This is a genomic window from Cupriavidus sp. 09_S30, from assembly GCF_056930435.1.
Genome location: NZ_JBXOWI010000002.1, coordinates 1,845,059 through 1,860,525 on the forward strand (window position 1 = coordinate 1,845,059; position 15,467 = coordinate 1,860,525).

Annotated in this window: 17 protein-coding genes; 6 read left to right on the top strand and 11 right to left on the bottom strand. The window is 69.4% G+C overall.

The window, feature by feature from the left end:
- Positions 1-15 precede the first annotated feature (15 nt).
- Both AC1Z3O_RS28450 and mdtD read right to left on the bottom strand, forming a co-directional pair.
- Positions 16-759: a head GIN domain-containing protein gene (locus AC1Z3O_RS28450; protein WP_483519667.1), complete on the bottom strand. Its 744-nt coding sequence runs from the start codon at positions 757-759 to the stop codon at positions 16-18.
- Positions 760-1,004: 245 nt separating this feature from the next.
- Positions 1,005-2,408: a multidrug transporter subunit MdtD gene (gene mdtD / locus AC1Z3O_RS28455; RefSeq protein ID WP_483519668.1), complete on the bottom strand. Its 1,404-nt coding sequence runs from the start codon at positions 2,406-2,408 to the stop codon at positions 1,005-1,007.
- A gap of 134 nt (positions 2,409-2,542) precedes the next feature.
- Here mdtD and AC1Z3O_RS28460 point away from each other — a divergent pair, with 134 nt between their 5' ends.
- Both AC1Z3O_RS28460 and AC1Z3O_RS28465 read left to right on the top strand, forming a co-directional pair.
- Positions 2,543-3,403, top strand: coding sequence for a LysR family transcriptional regulator (locus AC1Z3O_RS28460; RefSeq protein ID WP_483519669.1), 861 nt, complete (start codon positions 2,543-2,545; stop codon positions 3,401-3,403).
- Between the two features lie 256 nt (positions 3,404-3,659).
- The gene (locus AC1Z3O_RS28465; RefSeq protein ID WP_483519671.1) at positions 3,660-4,373 is read left to right on the top strand and encodes a Crp/Fnr family transcriptional regulator; all 714 of its coding nucleotides are present in this window, start codon (positions 3,660-3,662) and stop codon (positions 4,371-4,373) included.
- Between the two features lie 46 nt (positions 4,374-4,419).
- Here AC1Z3O_RS28465 and AC1Z3O_RS28470 read toward each other — a convergent pair whose 3' ends face one another.
- Positions 4,420-5,565 (bottom strand): AGE family epimerase/isomerase, encoded by a 1,146-nt coding sequence (locus AC1Z3O_RS28470; protein ID WP_483519673.1) that lies wholly within the window; start codon positions 5,563-5,565, stop codon positions 4,420-4,422.
- Between the two features lie 172 nt (positions 5,566-5,737).
- On the opposite strand from AC1Z3O_RS28470, the gene AC1Z3O_RS28475 reads away from it, so the two are divergent.
- Both AC1Z3O_RS28475 and AC1Z3O_RS28480 read left to right on the top strand, forming a co-directional pair.
- The gene (locus AC1Z3O_RS28475; protein WP_483519675.1) at positions 5,738-5,989 is read left to right on the top strand and encodes a hypothetical protein; all 252 of its coding nucleotides are present in this window, start codon (positions 5,738-5,740) and stop codon (positions 5,987-5,989) included.
- A gap of 231 nt (positions 5,990-6,220) precedes the next feature.
- Entirely contained in the window at positions 6,221-6,490 is a 270-nt protein-coding gene (locus AC1Z3O_RS28480; RefSeq protein ID WP_483519676.1) for a hypothetical protein, read from the top strand.
- A 58-nt stretch (positions 6,491-6,548) separates the two neighbouring features.
- Here AC1Z3O_RS28480 and AC1Z3O_RS28485 read toward each other — a convergent pair whose 3' ends face one another.
- The 8 genes from AC1Z3O_RS28485 to phnG form a co-directional block, all read right to left on the bottom strand.
- The gene (locus AC1Z3O_RS28485; RefSeq protein WP_483519677.1) at positions 6,549-7,130 is read right to left on the bottom strand and encodes an MOSC domain-containing protein; all 582 of its coding nucleotides are present in this window, start codon (positions 7,128-7,130) and stop codon (positions 6,549-6,551) included.
- Positions 7,127-8,320 (bottom strand): alpha-D-ribose 1-methylphosphonate 5-triphosphate diphosphatase, encoded by a 1,194-nt coding sequence (locus tag AC1Z3O_RS28490; RefSeq protein WP_483519679.1) that lies wholly within the window; start codon positions 8,318-8,320, stop codon positions 7,127-7,129. Before AC1Z3O_RS28490 ends, AC1Z3O_RS28485 begins: the two co-directional genes overlap by 4 nt.
- 153 nt (positions 8,321-8,473) lie before the next feature.
- A complete protein-coding gene (gene phnL, locus AC1Z3O_RS28495; RefSeq protein WP_483522057.1) occupies positions 8,474-9,193 on the bottom strand; it encodes a phosphonate C-P lyase system protein PhnL in 720 nt (239 codons plus the stop codon).
- An 89-nt stretch (positions 9,194-9,282) separates the two neighbouring features.
- Positions 9,283-10,062, bottom strand: coding sequence for a phosphonate C-P lyase system protein PhnK (gene phnK / locus AC1Z3O_RS28500; RefSeq protein WP_483519681.1), 780 nt, complete (start codon positions 10,060-10,062; stop codon positions 9,283-9,285).
- A complete protein-coding gene (locus tag AC1Z3O_RS28505; RefSeq protein WP_483519683.1) occupies positions 10,059-10,961 on the bottom strand; it encodes an alpha-D-ribose 1-methylphosphonate 5-phosphate C-P-lyase PhnJ in 903 nt (300 codons plus the stop codon). Before AC1Z3O_RS28505 ends, phnK begins: the two co-directional genes overlap by 4 nt.
- Positions 10,958-12,112 carry a carbon-phosphorus lyase complex subunit gene (locus AC1Z3O_RS28510; protein ID WP_483519684.1) on the bottom strand — a complete coding sequence of 385 codons (1,155 nt, stop codon included), beginning with the start codon at positions 12,110-12,112 and terminating at the stop codon, positions 10,958-10,960. The genes AC1Z3O_RS28505 and AC1Z3O_RS28510 overlap by 4 nt, the downstream gene beginning before the upstream one ends.
- A 1-nt stretch (position 12,113) precedes the next feature.
- Positions 12,114-12,743, bottom strand: coding sequence for a phosphonate C-P lyase system protein PhnH (phnH, locus tag AC1Z3O_RS28515; RefSeq protein ID WP_483519686.1), 630 nt, complete (start codon positions 12,741-12,743; stop codon positions 12,114-12,116).
- Between the two features lies 1 nt (position 12,744).
- Positions 12,745-13,224: a phosphonate C-P lyase system protein PhnG gene (phnG, locus tag AC1Z3O_RS28520; RefSeq protein WP_483519688.1), complete on the bottom strand. Its 480-nt coding sequence runs from the start codon at positions 13,222-13,224 to the stop codon at positions 12,745-12,747.
- Between the two features lie 207 nt (positions 13,225-13,431).
- On the opposite strand from phnG, the gene phnF reads away from it, so the two are divergent.
- Both phnF and AC1Z3O_RS28530 read left to right on the top strand, forming a co-directional pair.
- Entirely contained in the window at positions 13,432-14,166 is a 735-nt protein-coding gene (phnF, locus tag AC1Z3O_RS28525; protein WP_483519689.1) for a phosphonate metabolism transcriptional regulator PhnF, read from the top strand.
- A gap of 100 nt (positions 14,167-14,266) precedes the next feature.
- Entirely contained in the window at positions 14,267-15,460 is a 1,194-nt protein-coding gene (locus tag AC1Z3O_RS28530) for an alpha-D-ribose 1-methylphosphonate 5-triphosphate diphosphatase (protein ID WP_483519691.1), read from the top strand.
- The last annotated feature ends 7 nt before the right edge of the window (positions 15,461-15,467 follow it).

Genomic DNA, 15,467 nt, shown 5'->3' on the forward strand with positions numbered 1-15,467 from the left:
GCGGCCCCGCCGCGCCTACTCGAACCGGACCACGCCGGCGCCCCTGCGGTCGACATGCCGCCTGGCCGGGTTGCCGGCGATTCGAACGCTGGCGGCACCGCTCGTGTCGATATCGGCCGCATCCGAGGCATAGGCGGCGACGCGACCCGCGCCCGACACCCCGATCGACACCGCCTTTGCGCGCAGCCCGAGAGCGTCGACACTGCCGGCCCCTGACACGTCCACTGATACGCGGTCGACGGCGCCGTCCGCCACGATCGACCCAGAGCCGGACACCCCGAGCCGCAGCGCGTCGCCGCGCACGCCGGAGGCCGTGAACGCACCGGCGCCGGACACCTCGAGCGCGTCCAGCGCCGGCCCTTCGATCATCAGCTTGATGCGCCTGGCCGTAGCGTAGGCGCCGTCCGGCGCGATCACCAGGGTTCGCCCTCTGACAGTGGTGCGGATCCTGGGCAGGAGATCGGACTGGGCGACGACGGTAATGCGGGGCTTGGGCGCGACGCGGAACGTGGCGTCCGCTGCCATGGCCAGGTCGATCTCCGAGAATGCGCCGACCTGCCGAGTCTCGCTGACAAGCGCGCCTGAAGCCTCCGGCACGGCGTTGCCGCCCTGGTAGACCTTGCCGTTGATGACGGCGACGGCGTCGCCGCTGGTCACGACCTGCGTGCCGTCGACGATGACCGTCGCCCCCCGGGCGCCGCCGGTGATCGCGGTGATCGCGGCAAGCGCCGTGCAGGCCACGCTGAGATAGCGCTTCAAGGTAGCCCCCTGCTCAGTTGCATGAAGTCCGGTGCCCCGTCGCCGAACGGCGCCGAATGCGACGGTGGAGACCGCCGCACAGCGGTAACGCTCGCCGGACGCAAGCCCAGCGATAAGGATAGTGCATGGCGCTCGCAGCCATGCCCTGCCATCGTAAGCCGGCGTGAACCCGCAAACGTTCACCGGCCCGCTGGCGCGGCTGGCCTGCGCCGGATGCCGGCCCCGGGGTGGCTCGGCGGGACGCCTCAGATCTTGGAAAGCGGCGCGCGCGCGGTGCGCCGCTCCTTGCCCGGCTCGGCCAAGTCCAGGCGCCGGAACACGGCGGCCGAAGCAAGGGTGATCAGGCCCACGCAGAGGAAGGCGAGCCGGAAGGCGCCACCGGCCATGCCGGCGTGCGTGGTGAACAGGCTCACCAGCCCGCCGCCGATGGTGACGCCCAGCCCGATCGCCAGCATCTGCACCATCGAGAACAGGCTGTTGCCGCTGCCCGCGTCTTCGCGGCGCAGGCCCTTGAGGGTGACGCTGTTCATCGCCGCGAACTGCATGGAGTTGGTGGCACCGAACAGCGCCAGCTGCGCAATCGACAGTACCAGCGGCCAGCCCGGCGAGATCGCGGCGAAGGAGGCGATGGATGCCCCCACCAGCAGCGTGTTCACCAGCAGGAATGTGTCATAGCCATAGCGGTTGACCAGCGGCACGATCCAGCGCTTGGCGACGGTGCCCGCCAGCGCCGCCGGCAACAGCATCAGCCCCGAATGCAGCGGCGTGTAGCCCAGCTGCAGCTGCAGCAGCAGCGGCAACAGGAAGGGCACCGCGCCCGAGCCGATGCGGCATACCAGGTTGCCTGCGAGTCCGACCGAGAAATTGGGCTCGCGAAACAGCGCCAGGCGGAACAGCGGCGCCCGGCTGTGGCGCGCATGGGGGATGTAGAGCAAGGCGGACAGCAGGCTGGTGGCGAACAGCGCGCCGCTCACAAGGCCATGGCCGGCGCTGCCGGGCGCGTCGAGCGCAAGGGAAAAGGCCACCATGCACAGCGACAGCAGGCCGCAGCCCAGCCAGTCGAAGGGCGGCGCCTCGAGCTCGCCGCCTGACGGCAGATAGCGCAGCACGGCGGCGAGTCCCGCCACGCCGATCGGCACGTTGATCAGGAAGATCCAGTGCCAGGAGACGCTCTGCACCAACCAGCCGCCAAGCACCGGACCGAAGATCGGGCCCACCTGCCCCGCCACCGAAACGAAGGCCAGCGCGGCGATGTACTGCTCGCTCGAAACGTTGCGCAGGATGGCCAGCCGCCCGATGGGCAGCAGCATCGAGCCCCCCACGCCCTGCACCACGCGTGCCGCGACAAGCTGCGGCAGGTTGTGGGCGCCGGCGCAGAAGAGCGAGCCGAGCACGAAGATGAGGATGGCGCTGAAGTAGACGCGGCGCATGCCGAAGCGGTCGGCGAGCCAGCCCGAGGCGGGCGTCAGCATGGCCATGGTCAGCGTGTAGGCCACCACCACTGGCTGCAGCGCGAGCGGCGTCTCGTCGAGGCTGCGCGCCATCGCGGGCAGCGCGGTATTGACGACGGTGGTGTCGAGCGTCTGCATGAAGAAGCCGGCGGCGACGATCCACAGCATCGGCTGCAGGCGGGGCGAATCCTGTGTCATCAGTCATTCTCTGTCGTGCCTCGTGCCGCACACCGTGGCACGCAGGAACTGTTGGCATGTTAATCAGTGGCACGCCAATCGTGAACCCCGCTGGATTCATTGACTGTCATCGGAATTACCGATGACAATGACGCATGCTCAACCCGGTCTGGATCCAAACCTTCGCCACCGTCGCCGCCGCGCGCAGCTTCACCGATGCCGGGCGCCAGCTCGGCCTGTCGCAGTCCAGCGTCAGCGAGCACATCCGCCGGCTGGAGCAAAGCGTGGGGCGGCGCCTGTTCGTGCGGGACACCCACTCGCTGGCCATGACGCCCGACGGCGAGGCGCTTCTCGTCCACGCCCGGCTGATCCTGCAGGCGCTGGCGCGGGCCGAATCCCAGTTCACCGCGCCGCGGCTGCAGGGCCGCGTGCGCCTGGGCACCTCTGACGATCTCGCCCAGGGTCCGCTGCCCAAGGTGCTGGCAGCGTTTCGCAACTCGCATCCCGACGTGGAGATGGAGATCACCATCGGCATGACGGGCAAGCTCTACGAACTGATGGAGGCTGGCGCGCTCGACCTGATGGTGGGCAAGCGCCGCGAGGGCGAGCGGCGCGGCGTGCCGCTGTTCCGCGCGGCGCTGGAATGGCTCGCCGTGCCGGGCACGGTGGTCGACATCGCCCAGCCGCTGCCGCTGATCCTGGTGAACGAGCCGAGCGTCACCCGCGCCGTGGTGCTCGACACGCTCGCCAAGGCGGGCGTACAGTGGCGCATCGTCTGCAGCAGCAGCAGCCATTCCGGCTGTATCGCCGCGGCGCGCGGCGGCCTCGGGCTGACCGTGCGGGCGCAGCACCTGGCCGGCCGGGGCCTGGCGCCGCCGGTGAACTGCGCCGGCCTGCCTGCCCTGCCCTCGGTCGAGTTCATCTCGCTGGCGGCCAGGCGTCTAAGCCGTCCGGCTGAGACGCTGCTGCGCCTGCTGCAGAAAAGCGACTTGCGCGGTTCACGGCTGGACGACTGATCCCTCCGGATGGACGGGCGGTGACCCGCCACTGCCGCTGGCCACCGGCCAAAGGGTTGATGTCATCCCAAAGCATGTCACCCGATTTCCCTCCCGGCTTCCAACCTCCGGCCACTGTTCCCGGCCCCACACATATCGCTTAATGGACATATGGGATGCGGCATGCAGCGTGGCATCACGCACAGACAGGCCGCGCCTTGCGGTGGACGCCGCCACGCCGCCTTTGTCTCGATGGGAATCCGGGGAGAACACCATCATGGGAACCGTACTGGACCTGACCGGCAACCAGCTGCTCAAGCGCCTGCCCCCGAGCGAGCAGTCCCTGCTCCTGCCCTGCCTGGAACCGGTGAACCTGCGCACCGGCCAGTTGCTGAGCGATTCCGGCCAGCGCATCCGCCACGTCTATTTTCCGGTCAGCGCCATGATCTCCATGCTGTCGCTGCAGGAATCCGGCACCACGGTGGAGCTGGCCTCGATCGGCCACGAAGGGCTGGTCGGCCTGCCCGCGCTGACCGGCGGCGAAACCATGCCGAACCGCACCGAGGTCAGGAAGAGCGGCATGGCGCTGCGCATCGCCTCAGGCGACCTGCGCCGCCAGTGGACGATGCTGCCCACCTTGCAGCGCATGAACCTGCTCTACATGCAGGCACTGCTGACGCAGGTGGCGCAGACAGTGGTCAGCGTGCGCCATCATTCGCTGACCGAGCAGCTGTGCCGCTGGCTGCTGCTGGCGCTGGACCGGGCCACCGGCAACGAGCTCGACGTGACGCAGCAGACGATCGCCGACATGCTGGGCGTGCGCCGCGAAGGCGTGACCGAGGCGGTCGGGCGCCTCGTGCAGTTGCACCTGATCGCGCATACCCGCGGCCATATCACGGTGATCGACCGCGCCGGCCTGGAGGGCTACTCTGGCGAGTCCTACCGCATCGTCAAGCACGAATTCGACCGCCTGTTGAGCACGGCAGCATAGCCGGCCCTGCCGGCCGGGGATGGCAGGCTGGACGCTGCCTGCCGGCTCAGGCGCCGGTCGGTGCCGGCAGCGCGCGGTACGCCCCGAGCAGGTGGTAAGGCGTGGTCGACGGCATGTCGGTACGCAGCACCGCGCCGTCCGGACCCAGCACTTCGTGCCAGCCGCCCGCGTGCAGGAAGCGGGCGCGGAAACGCACCGCCCAATCCGACAGGGTGGCGAGGGAGCGCGCACTGCCCTCCACGGCCAGCGCGCGCGCGAACTCCGTCTGGGCCCAGATGCGCTGGGAGCCGTCCAGCAGGGTGCCATCGGCCGCCAGGGCCGCGCTGACCCCGAGCGTGCCGGCCGCAACGCCGTGGCGCTGGGCGAACTCGAAGGCGCGGCGCAGCGCATCCTCCAGGGCGGAACCGCCGAACAGCGCGGGCGCGCTCGTAACCAGCGAAAACCACTCGAATTGGTGGCCCGGCTCGATGCGGTTGCCGGCTTCGCCCTGCGGCAGTTCCGCCACGCAGCCGCTGGCCGCATCGACGAAGCGCGCGTGCACTGCGCCGGCGATTTCGCGCAGGCGCTGCCCATACCAGGCATCGCCGGCGATGCCGTAGGCGGCCAGGTAGGCCTCGGTCAGGTGCATGATGGGGTTCTGCAGCACAGGGGCGCCGGCGTCGCCGTAGCCTTCGTCCAGGGCGGATCGGTAGAGGCCGCGGCCATCCGCGAAGCGCGCCTCGATGATCTGGGTGGTGCGCGCCATCAGGCGCAGCGCGGCCTCGCTGCCGCTGCGCTTGTGGTATTCGGCGCACGCAAAGACGGCGAAGGCGAAGGTATAGAGATCGCGCGTGCGGTCCAGCGGCTGCCCCGCCGCGTCGACGCTGTAGACCCAGCCGCCCTCGTCGTCGCCGAAGCAGGCCTCGAGCGAGGCAAACAGGGCTGCGGCGTGCTGCGCGTCCGCGCTGCCCGGCTCGCCTGCATGCGCGAAGATATAAAGCTGCCTCGCACAGGCCATGGCCCGGTAGCGCACGGCCGGTAAGGGCGCGCCGCTGGCGCCGTCAAGTGCTTCGTAGGGCAGCCGCAGGGCTGCGTTCCAGCCCGCGCCGCGCCAGAGCGGCAGGATCGTGGCCGCGTAGTGGTGGGTCAGCGCCGCGATAGGCTCAGCGAGCTGCGTGGCGGATTGCGGTGGGGCGGAAGACTGATCGGACATACGGCGTGTGCTGGACGGGGCACCGGAAAGCGCAAGCGCAGAAGATACTGGAAATGGTGCCACGACGGAAGCCTGCGGCACCGAAATCCCCTTTCTGCCGCGTGCCCGCCGGCCTAAATTGAAGACGTTGCTGCTGCATGTTTCAGCAGGCGTTCCCGTATGGGAGGCTGCCATGACCAACCATCCCCTCACCCTGACCGATCAGCACCGCACCCTGGTCCTGCATGTGCTTGAAGATCATCCCGGATCCTACTGCTGGCGTATCGTCGTCGAAGAATGCGGCGGCGCGGCCGCGGAGTGCGATTCGACCATCGAGTCGCCGTCCGACTATCCCTCGCATGCCGAGGCGGAAGCTGCCTGCTGGGCAGCAGGCAACCGCCTGCTCGACGGCATCCGCACGGCAGGCGACGCACGCGCCTCCTGACCGTACCACCGGCGTACCGCCAAGGCCGCCTGGCGCGGCTGGCCTTCCTTCTTATCTTGCACCGCGCCAAAGATTGACTAGTCTGAAAGCCTTGGGAGCGGCTTTGCGGCACCGCGCCATGCCCTCCCCCGACTTTGCGCTGTGCCAGCATCCCGCCGTCCCGACTTGTTGCCGGCAGCAGGCCGGTGCTGTTTGCCTTGCGCAAGCGGCCGGGAAACATGGGAGCGCGCCATGGCAAAACCGATCGTCAGTCCCCAGCGCTTCGTCGAAATCCTGAACGAGCGCCTGAGCATGCATCCCCTGTACCGGGAAGGCATGCACGTCTACGCCATTCCCCAGCACAGCCCCCGCCCGCGCAGCCTGGTCTGCGTCGGCCCGCGCGGCACGGCATGCGTGTGCGCGACAATCGAAGCCATCGTGCGCGGTGAATGTGATGTCTTCCCCGACATCGCGCAGGACTGGGGCCGCGCCGCCCACGACACGCCCAAGCTGCCGCATTAAGGCTTTTGCGGCACGTACTTTGCCAGGGGGCAAAAACAAGGCCGTCTCAAGCAGGCCCTCAGACCCGATCGAGCGGCCGATGCGGCTCCCCCGGCAAATCCACCGCGACCGGATCGCCGGCCCGGACCAAGCCGCCTGCCAGCACGATTGCCATCACACCAGCCTTGCGCACCAGCCTGCCTGCTTCGTCGCGCCCGACAACCTCCTTGAGCAGCCCCGGCCGGAATGCCTCGATCTGCCCACAGGGATTGCGCAGCCCGGTCAGTTCCAGGCACACGGTGCCGCCCACGCGCAGTTGGGTGCCGACCGGCAGCGCCTGCAGGTCCAGGCCTTCGGTGGCGATGTTCTCGCCAAGCGCGCCCCAGTCGACGTCGAATCCCTGCGCAGCCAGTCGCGCCAGCAGCTCGACCGGAATCAGGTGGACCTGGCGCAGATTGGCCTGCGTCGGGTCCACTGCCACTCTCGAACGATGCTGCACGGTCACGCCGGCATGGGCGTCGCCCTCGACGCCAAGCCCGGCCAGCAGGCGGATCTCCGGCACGACGTCCTTGCTGAAGCCGTGCACGGCACTACGCGCGACCGCTACGATGCGGCCTTCCAGCCGCGCCGTCTTGGCATCGACCGCCGCGCCCGTCCTCATGCCGCCTCGCGCTGCGGCTGCGCCGGCACGGGTACCGGGTAGCCTGCGGCGAATACGTGCCGCCCCGCCGACCACGTGTGCGTGACGAGCGGCTGCCCGGCAACCATGGCCACCGCGGCAAGATCGGCGCGCAGGCCCGGCACCAGGCGGCCGCGGTCGTCCAGGCCGCAGGCCCGCGCCGGATTCGCCGTCACCAGCGCCAAGGCCTGCCACAGCGGCAGTTCGGCCTGGCGCGCGGCTGCGAAGGCCGAAGCGACCAGCGTCGAGGGCTGGTAGTCCGAGCACAGAATGCTGGCCACGCCCGCGCGGATGGCATCGATGGCGCGCATCGAGCCGCTCTGGCTCTTGCCGCGCAGCACGTTGGGGGCGCCCAGGATCGTGGGCAAGCCACGCCCGTACGCGGCATGCGCGGTCTCGAGGTTGATGGGGAACTCGCTCATGCGCACGCCCAGCGCGCGCATGGCCTCGATGCGCTGGGGGGAATCGTCATCATGGCTGGCGGCGGGAATGCCGAGACCGTGCGCGCGTGCCAGCAGGCGCTCCACGCGCTCGGCCGCGCCCTGCTGGGCACTGAGCTTGCGGTCCGCGGCGGCGCTGGCCTCCTCGTGGCTCATGGCATGGTTGCCCATCATGTAGCTCAGGTAGGCTTCCATGGTCTTGAACTGGCCCTGGCCAGGCGAATGGTCCATCACCGAAAGCAGGTCCACCACGCCTTCGCCCATCAACTGCTCCAGGGCCGGCACCGCGGCAGCGTCGGTCACTTCGTAGCGGCAATGCACGCGGTTGTCGACGAGGCTGTGGTCGCGGAAGGCGGCCAGCACACGCACGATGGCCGAGGCGGTAGCGTTGTTGCGCACGCCGGATTCGTGGCTGGAGAAGGACAAGGCGTGGTATGGCGTGGTGATGCCGGCCGCGGCATTGCGCCGGTCCACCTGCGCCACGGCGAAATCCAGCGGAAACAGCACGTTAGCGCGCGGCTCGGCTTCTTTCTCGATGGCATCGCAATGCAGGTCGATCAGGCCGGGCAGCAGGGTCTGGCCGCTCAGGTCCACGATGTGGGCGTCACGCGGCACGCTGCCCGGCTCGGGCTCGATGGCGGCGATACGGCCGTCATCGATCAGCAAAGCGCTGTCGGCCAGTTCCTGGTCCGGCAACACTAGATTGGCATGCGTCAGGTAGATGGGAGGCATGTTCGGGTCCAATGACAAGGCAGTACGGCAGATACGACTAGTACGAGTATGGGGGATACTGGGGCTACGGCTGCCCGGCAATGCGGCGCGATGCACGCTGCGGTGCATCGCAGCGCTGCCCGGCACGCCGCAGGCGACGGCGCCCCACCTGCATCAGGCGGCGCCGCCGGCCACGGTGTCGGCCACTGCCGGCTGCAATGGCAGCAGGCGCGTGGCGACCGCATCGCGGACGGCCTCGTCGTGAAAGATCCCGACCAGGCAGCGGCCCTCCGCCAGCGCCTCACGCATCAGCGCCACCACGACCGCGCGGTTGTCGGCATCGAGCGACGCCGTGGGCTCGTCCAGCAGCAGCACCGGATGCCCTCCCACCAGGCCGCGCGCGATATTCACGCGTTGCTGCTCGCCGCCCGAGAAGGTGGCGGGCGGCAAGCCCCACAGGCGGCGGGGCAGGTTCAGTCGCGCCAGCAGGCCGGCAGCGCGCTCGCGCGCCTGCTCCTGCGGCACCCCCCGCCGCAGCGCCGGCTCGGCCACCACATCCAGCGCCGAGACGCGCGGAATGGCGCGCAGGAACTGGCTGACATAGCCCACCACGTCACGGCGCAACTGCAGCACGCGCTGCTCCGGCGCCGTGGTCAACTCGACCCAGGGATCGTCCGTGCGCGCAGGATCGCGCAAGCGGATGCTGCCGTCGGTCGCGAGGTAGTTGCCGTACAGGCAGCGCAGCAGTGTGCTCTTGCCGGTGCCGGAGGGGCCGGCAAGCACCACGCACTCACCGCGCGCGGCATCGAAGTCCACGGCACGCAGTACCGGGAGCCGCACGCCGCCCTGGTTGTGCAGCGTAAACATCTTTCCCAGGCCGCGCACTTCGATCATGCGCTCGGGCGCGCCCGGCGCAGCGCTTGCGGCATGGGTGGCAGCCGGGTGTTGCGCCGGGTGTTGCGGAATCCGTTCTTGGTTCATGTTCAGCTCTGCAGGATGGAGGAGACCAGCAGTTGGGTATAGGGATGCTGCGGATCGTCGAGGACCTGGTCGGTCAGGCCGCTTTCCACCACGCGCCCGCCCTGCATCACCAGCGTGCGGTGCGCCAGCAGGCGCGCCACGGCCAGGTCGTGGGTCACGATGATGGCGGCCAGGCCGAGGTCGCCGACCAGCCTGCGCAGCAGGTCGAGCAGCCGTGCCTGCACCGAGACGTCCAGCGAGGCGGTGGGTTCGTCCATGAACACCAGGCGCGGATGCGTGACCAGATTGCGTGCGATCTGCAGCCGCTGCTGCATGCCGCCCGAGAACGAGGCCGGCGCGTCGTCCAGCCGGCCGAGGTCGATCTCCATCTTCTCCAGCCAGGCGCCCGCCACCTCGCGCAGTTCGCCGTAATGCCGCTCGCCCACGGCCATCAGCCGCTCGGCGATATTGGCCCCCGCGCTCACCTGCATGCGCAGGCCGTCGCGCGCGTGCTGGCGCACGAAGCCCCAGTCGGTGCGCGCCAGCAGGCGCAGCCGCGCGCTGGAAAGCGTGGCGAGGTCGGTCAGGCCCTGCTCGCGCATATCGTAGTGAACGCTGCCCGACTGCGGCGCCGCCTGCATCGACACCGCCTGCAGCAGCGTGCTCTTGCCCGAGCCTGATTCGCCCACCACGCACAGCACCTCGCCGGGATACAGGTCGAAGCTCACGTGATGGCAACCGTGCACGCCATCCCAGGTGCGGGTCAGGTCGCGCACCGACAACAAGGTCTGGGCGGTGCTCATGCCGCACCCCCCGTGCCGCCCTGCGCGTGCTGGCGCTCTGCGCAATACTCTGTGTCCGAGCAGACGAACATGCGGGTGCCGCTGTCATCCATGATGATTTCGTCCAGGTAGCTGTCGGTGGCACCGCACTGCTCGCAGCAGGTCGACCACGTCTCCACGGTAAAGGGATGGTCCTCGAAGTCCAGGCTCTTCACGCTGGTATAGGGCGGCACCGCATAGACGCGCTTCTCGCGGCCGGCGCCGAACAGCATCAGGGCCGGGCTGCGGTCCAGCTTCGGGTTGTCGAACTTGGGAATCGGCGACGGTCTCATCATGTAGCGCGCATTCACCATCACCGGATAGTCATAGGTGGTGGCGATATGGCCGTGATGGGCGATGTCTTCGTACAGCTTCACGTGCATCGAGCCGTACTCGGACAGCGCATGCATGGTGCGGGTCTCGCTCTCGCTCGGCTCCAGCCAGCGCAGCGGCTCGGGAATGGGCACCTGGAACACCATGATCTGGCCGGCGGCCAGCGGCGTTTCCGGGATGCGGTGGCGCGTCTGGATGATGCTCGCCTGGGCCGTGCGCTCGGTGGTGTGCACGCCCGTGACACGTGCAAAGAAGCGCCGGATATTGATGGCGTTGGTCGTGTCATCCGAGCCCTGGTCGATCACCTTGAGCACATCCTGCTGACCGATGATGGCGGCCGTGACCTGGATGCCGCCGGTGCCCCAGCCATAGGGCAGCGGCATCTCGCGCCCGCCGAACGGCACCTGGTAGCCGGGAATCGCCACCGCCTTGAGCAAGGCGCGCCGCAGCATGCGCTTGGTCGATTCGTCGAGGTAGCCGAAGTTGTAGTGCGCGTCGCGCGCGGCGCTGTTGTCGACGCTGTTTTCCATCTTGGCGGCGGCATTCATGCGAGCGTCTCCTCTTGCGGGGCAAGCGCATCGGGCGAGGCCGCGGTGGCATCGCCGGCAGCCTCACCATCCGTCTGGCCCTGGCCGTCGCGCTCCGCGCGCAGGCGGCGCAGCAGCTCCAGGTTGGCCTGGAAATCCACGTAATGCGGCAGCTTCAGGTGCTGCACGAAGCCGGAGGCTTCGACGTTATCGCTGTGATAGAGCATGAATTCCACATCGTTGGCGGGCGCATCGGCGGCCTCGCCCAGTTCTTCCGCGCGCATCGCGCGATCCACCAGCGCCATCGACATCGCCTTGCGCTCGCCGTAGCCGAACACCAGCCCGTAGCCGCGCGTGAAGCGCGGACCGGCCTCGGCGTCGCCGGTGAACTGGCTCACCATCTGGCATTCGGTCAGCTCGATCTCGCCGATGGTGACGGCAAAGCCCAGTTCCTCCACGAACAGATCGATCTCGACGCTGCCGTAGCGGATCTCGGCCGCGAAGGGGTGCGAGTTGCCGTAGCCGCGCTGCGTCGAATAGCCCATCGACAGCAGGAAGCCTTCGTCGGCGCGCGCCAGGTTCTGCAAGCGCGTGGCGCGATCGGCGGGCAGGTTCAGCGGCTCGCGTGTCAGGTCGCGCGGCGCCGGGTCGCCCTCGGGCACGGCGTCGGGTTCGATCAAGGCCTCGCGCTCCAGCAGCTCGGTCACGCGCGGCATGCGGGCGGCCAGCGGCACGTCGGACGCCGGCAGCGGATCGGCGGCGCGCTCGGCTTCCAGGCTGAAATCCAGCAGGCGCTGCGTGTAGTCGTAGGTCGGCCCCAGCACCTGCCCGCCGGGCACGTCCTTGTAGGTCGACGAGATGCGGCGGCTCAGCTGCATCGCGCCGGTGTCGACCGGCTCGGTGTAGCCGAAGCGCGGCAAGGTGGTGCGATAGGCGCGCAGCAGGAAGACGGCCTCGATCAGGTCGCCGGCGGCCTGCTTGATCGCCAGCGCTGCCAGGTGCGTATCGTGCAGCGAGCCTTCCGCCATCACGCGCGACACCGCCAATGGCATCTGCTCGCGGATCTGGGCCAGGCTCAGCTCGGGCACCGCCGGATCGCCGCGGCGGTAGTCGTCCAGCATGCGGTAGGAATTCAGGATGGCGCGCTCGCCTCCCTTGACGGCAACGTACATCTCAGTCCTCCATGCGGGTGGTACGTGGCAGCGCGCAGAAGCGCGCGCCGCTCGTCAGCATCAGGTCCACGCCGAGCGGAAAGCGCGCGTGGTTCGCGCGCCACTGCCCGCGCAGGCCGTCGGGCAGGCCCGTGACCAGCAGTGCCTGGCGATGCGCGATGCCGGGGCCGCTCAGGCTGAGTGCCTCGCCGGCTTCCAGCGATGCCACCTCGAGCAGCAGCGTGGCGGAGCGGTCGGGATAGGCCGGGTCGCCCTGGGCACAGGCCGACAGCGCCGGCGCAGCGTGCCCGGCCGGTACCGCCACGAAGACCGCCGCGGCCGGATCGTCCACCAAGGGACATCCGCAGTGAAAGCGCAGGAAGGCGCGCGCCGCGGCGGGCACCGCAGCCGGCATCCAGACCGGCGTGTCGCTGTCCGCCAGCGTCAGCAGCAACGCAGCCATGGCGGCGGAGAGCCCGTCGGGCACACCGCAGGCGGCGCCCGCCGTCTCCACACGCCCCGGGTGGGCGAAGGCATCCAGCGCAGCGCGGAACGTATGCTGGGCATCGTTCACCGGGTCGTCGAAGCCGGGCACTAGGCCCGGGGCCGCCGCGGCACCATCCGATGCCATCGAATCCATCATCGTTTCCATCTCAGTCCTCGCCTCTGACCATGGTGAAGAAGTCCACGCGCGTCTGCGCCGCCACCGCGGCACGGGCCTCGCGCTGCTCGGCGTGGGCGCGCGCCAAGGGCGCCAGCACCCCTTCCTGCACCCGCTCATGCCAGGCCGGCAGCTGCAGCAGTGCGTCGAGCACGGCCGCCTGCTCGGCATGGCGCAGGCTGCGGCCCTGCACATAGCCCACCCCCACCGTCGCCGGCTCGCCATCCAGCGCCACCGCGCAGCGGCTTACCGTGGTCTCGCCCAGGTTGAACTGGGTTCCTGTGCCGCCGGCGCGGGCGCGCACCATGGCCATGCCGCATTCGGGCTTGCGCAGGAACCGCCAGCCCGGCAGGCCGCCGGCCTGCTGCAGCCGCCCGAAGGCCTGGTCCAGCGCCTCGTCGCCGGCCAGCGCCAGCACGCGCAGCCAGGCAGCGCGGGCCGGCTGGCCGGGCGCCGCATTCCCGTGGTCCATCCCACATTCGCTCATCATCACCCCTATACGTCTATACGTTTAGATGTAAAATTACCACCGACGGCGACACTACACCAGATAAACATGAAGATTTGATGACGCACCCGCACCGGGGTCGGGCTCCCCGCGGCGCGGTGTCGCGATGTGCCGCAATGAGGCAAAATCGCATATTGATGATGAATGCTTGATGACATAAGGCAAGGGAAGATGGCCGAACGAGAAGTCGAACGGGGCTCTGGTGTCGCGGTGTGGCGCCAGATCGGCGAAGCACTGGCGCACGATATCCGCACCAAGCTGTACGGGCCTGGCGAGCAACTGCCGCCCGAGCCCGAACTGGCGGCCAAGTTCTCCGTGAACCGCCACACCATCCGGCGCGCCATGGGCGAGCTGGAGCAGAGCGGTCTCGTGCGCATCGAACAGGGCCGCGGCACCTTCGTGCAGGAGCACGCCATCGACTACGCGATCGGCCGACGCACGCGCTTCTCGCAGAACCTGGCCAGCCAGGGCATGCGCGGCCATACCGAGGTGCTGGAGGTGCAGACCATGCGCGCCCCCGAGATCGCCAAGCATCTCGGGCTGGCGCGCACCGCGCCCATCCTGCGCGTGCAGATGCTCGGCAAGGCGGAGGACCGCACCATCGACGTGGCCGAGAACTACTTCGACGCCCAACGCTTCTCCGGCATGGACGAGCAGCTGCGCGCACGCGAGTCCATTTCGCGCGCCTTCGCGCACTTCGGCATCGCCGACTACACGCGCAAGTGGTCGCGCATCACCGCCACCATGCCCAGCGCACCGGTGGCGCGCCTGCTGAACCAGCCCAAGACGCGCCCGGTGCTGCAGGTGGAAGCACTCAATGTGGATCTCGACGGCGCGCCGCTGCAGTACAGCCTGGTGCGCTTTGCCGGAGACTGGGTGCAACTCACGGTCTCCGACCCCGACTGACCCGCCTGCGCACGCGCCATACGCGCGCGTGCACGGCGCGCCACTCCTCTTCACTCGTCTAGACATCTGGCCGTCATCTCGACGCGATACCTTCGCCGGTATGGACCCTTACACTCAACCTCCCCTCCCTCTCGCGGGCCTGACTGGCCGGCGCGTGCTTGGCGCCGACGGCATCGGCGCCGCCACCCTGGCCTTCCATGACGGCAGCATCGCGCCGGGCGCGAGCGCCGGCCCCTGCCTCGACGCCGGGGATCTGCTGGTGCTGCCCGGCATCGTCGATATCCATGGCGATGCCTTCGAGCGCGCCGTGATGCCCCGCCCGGGCGTGAGCTTTCCCTACCAGGCGGCACTCTTCGACGTGGACCGGCAGTTGCTGGCACATGGCATCACCACCGAGCTGCACGGCGTGACCTTGTCCTGGGAAGGCGGGCTGCGCGGCGAGGCCTACGCACTGCGCATGTTCGATGCGCTGGAACGCCTGCGCCCCTTCTTCGGCGCCAGCCATTACGTCCACCTGCGCTTCGAGAGCTACCACCTGACCGGCATCGACACGGCGCTGGACTGGATCGCCAGCGGCAAGGTCAAGCTGCTCGCCATCAACGACCACCTGCCCGGCATGGCCCGCCGGCTGGGCGACGAGCGCAAGATCGCACAATATGCTGACCGCGCCGAATGCGACTCCGAGGCGTTCCGCCAGCGCCTGCGCCAGGCCAGCCAACATGCGGCCGAGGTGCCGGCGGCCATGGCCCGGCTCATCGCCGGTGCGCGGGCCGCCGGGCTGCCGGTCGCTTCGCACGATGACCCCGACCGCGCCACACGGCAGCACTACCATCACCAGGGCTGCGCGATCGCCGAGTTCCCGCTGACGGTAGAGGCCGCCCAGCTTGCCCGCCAACTCGGCAACGACACCGTGTTCGGCGCGCCCAACGTCATGCGCGGCGGCAGCCACACCGGCGCACCCAACGCCACCGAGATGATCGGCGCCGGGCTGTGCACCGTGCTGGCCTCCGACTACTACTACCCCGCGCCGCTGCAGGCAGCCTTCCATCTTGCACAGCTCGGCGTCGCCAGTCTGCCTGCCGCTTGGGACCTGGTCTCGCGCAACCCAGCGCGCGCGGCCGGCCTGCGCGACCGCGGCGTGCTGGCACCGGGCATGCGCGCCGACGCCATCGTCGTCGACGACAGCGTACCCGGCTTCCCGCGCGTGTGCGCGGCCATCGTCAACGGTGTGCTGCACCACGCCACGCGGGGCTTCGGCATGACCGCCCCGCAAGCGGCGCGCGCCGCCGCCTGAGGTCCGC

Coding starts and splice junctions, on each gene's coding strand:
- phnL (WP_483522057.1), bottom strand. CDS start 9,193: ATGATCGAAGTGCGCGGCCTGGGAAAGATGTTTACGCTGCACAACCAG.
- phnG (WP_483519688.1), bottom strand. CDS start 13,224: ATGGACCACGGGAATGCGGCGCCCGGCCAGCCGGCCCGCGCTGCCTGG.
- AC1Z3O_RS28460 (WP_483519669.1), top strand. CDS start 2,543: ATGCTCAACCCGGTCTGGATCCAAACCTTCGCCACCGTCGCCGCCGCG.
- AC1Z3O_RS28530 (WP_483519691.1), top strand. CDS start 14,267: ATGGACCCTTACACTCAACCTCCCCTCCCTCTCGCGGGCCTGACTGGC.
- AC1Z3O_RS28510 (WP_483519684.1), bottom strand. CDS start 12,112: ATGTACGTTGCCGTCAAGGGAGGCGAGCGCGCCATCCTGAATTCCTAC.
- phnH (WP_483519686.1), bottom strand. CDS start 12,743: ATGGAAACGATGATGGATTCGATGGCATCGGATGGTGCCGCGGCGGCC.
- AC1Z3O_RS28480 (WP_483519676.1), top strand. CDS start 6,221: ATGGCAAAACCGATCGTCAGTCCCCAGCGCTTCGTCGAAATCCTGAAC.
- AC1Z3O_RS28485 (WP_483519677.1), bottom strand. CDS start 7,130: ATGAGGACGGGCGCGGCGGTCGATGCCAAGACGGCGCGGCTGGAAGGC.
- AC1Z3O_RS28490 (WP_483519679.1), bottom strand. CDS start 8,320: ATGCCTCCCATCTACCTGACGCATGCCAATCTAGTGTTGCCGGACCAG.
- AC1Z3O_RS28470 (WP_483519673.1), bottom strand. CDS start 5,565: ATGTCCGATCAGTCTTCCGCCCCACCGCAATCCGCCACGCAGCTCGCT.
- AC1Z3O_RS28505 (WP_483519683.1), bottom strand. CDS start 10,961: ATGAATGCCGCCGCCAAGATGGAAAACAGCGTCGACAACAGCGCCGCG.
- phnK (WP_483519681.1), bottom strand. CDS start 10,062: ATGAGCACCGCCCAGACCTTGTTGTCGGTGCGCGACCTGACCCGCACC.
- mdtD (WP_483519668.1), bottom strand. CDS start 2,408: ATGACACAGGATTCGCCCCGCCTGCAGCCGATGCTGTGGATCGTCGCC.
- AC1Z3O_RS28475 (WP_483519675.1), top strand. CDS start 5,738: ATGACCAACCATCCCCTCACCCTGACCGATCAGCACCGCACCCTGGTC.
- phnF (WP_483519689.1), top strand. CDS start 13,432: ATGGCCGAACGAGAAGTCGAACGGGGCTCTGGTGTCGCGGTGTGGCGC.
- AC1Z3O_RS28465 (WP_483519671.1), top strand. CDS start 3,660: ATGGGAACCGTACTGGACCTGACCGGCAACCAGCTGCTCAAGCGCCTG.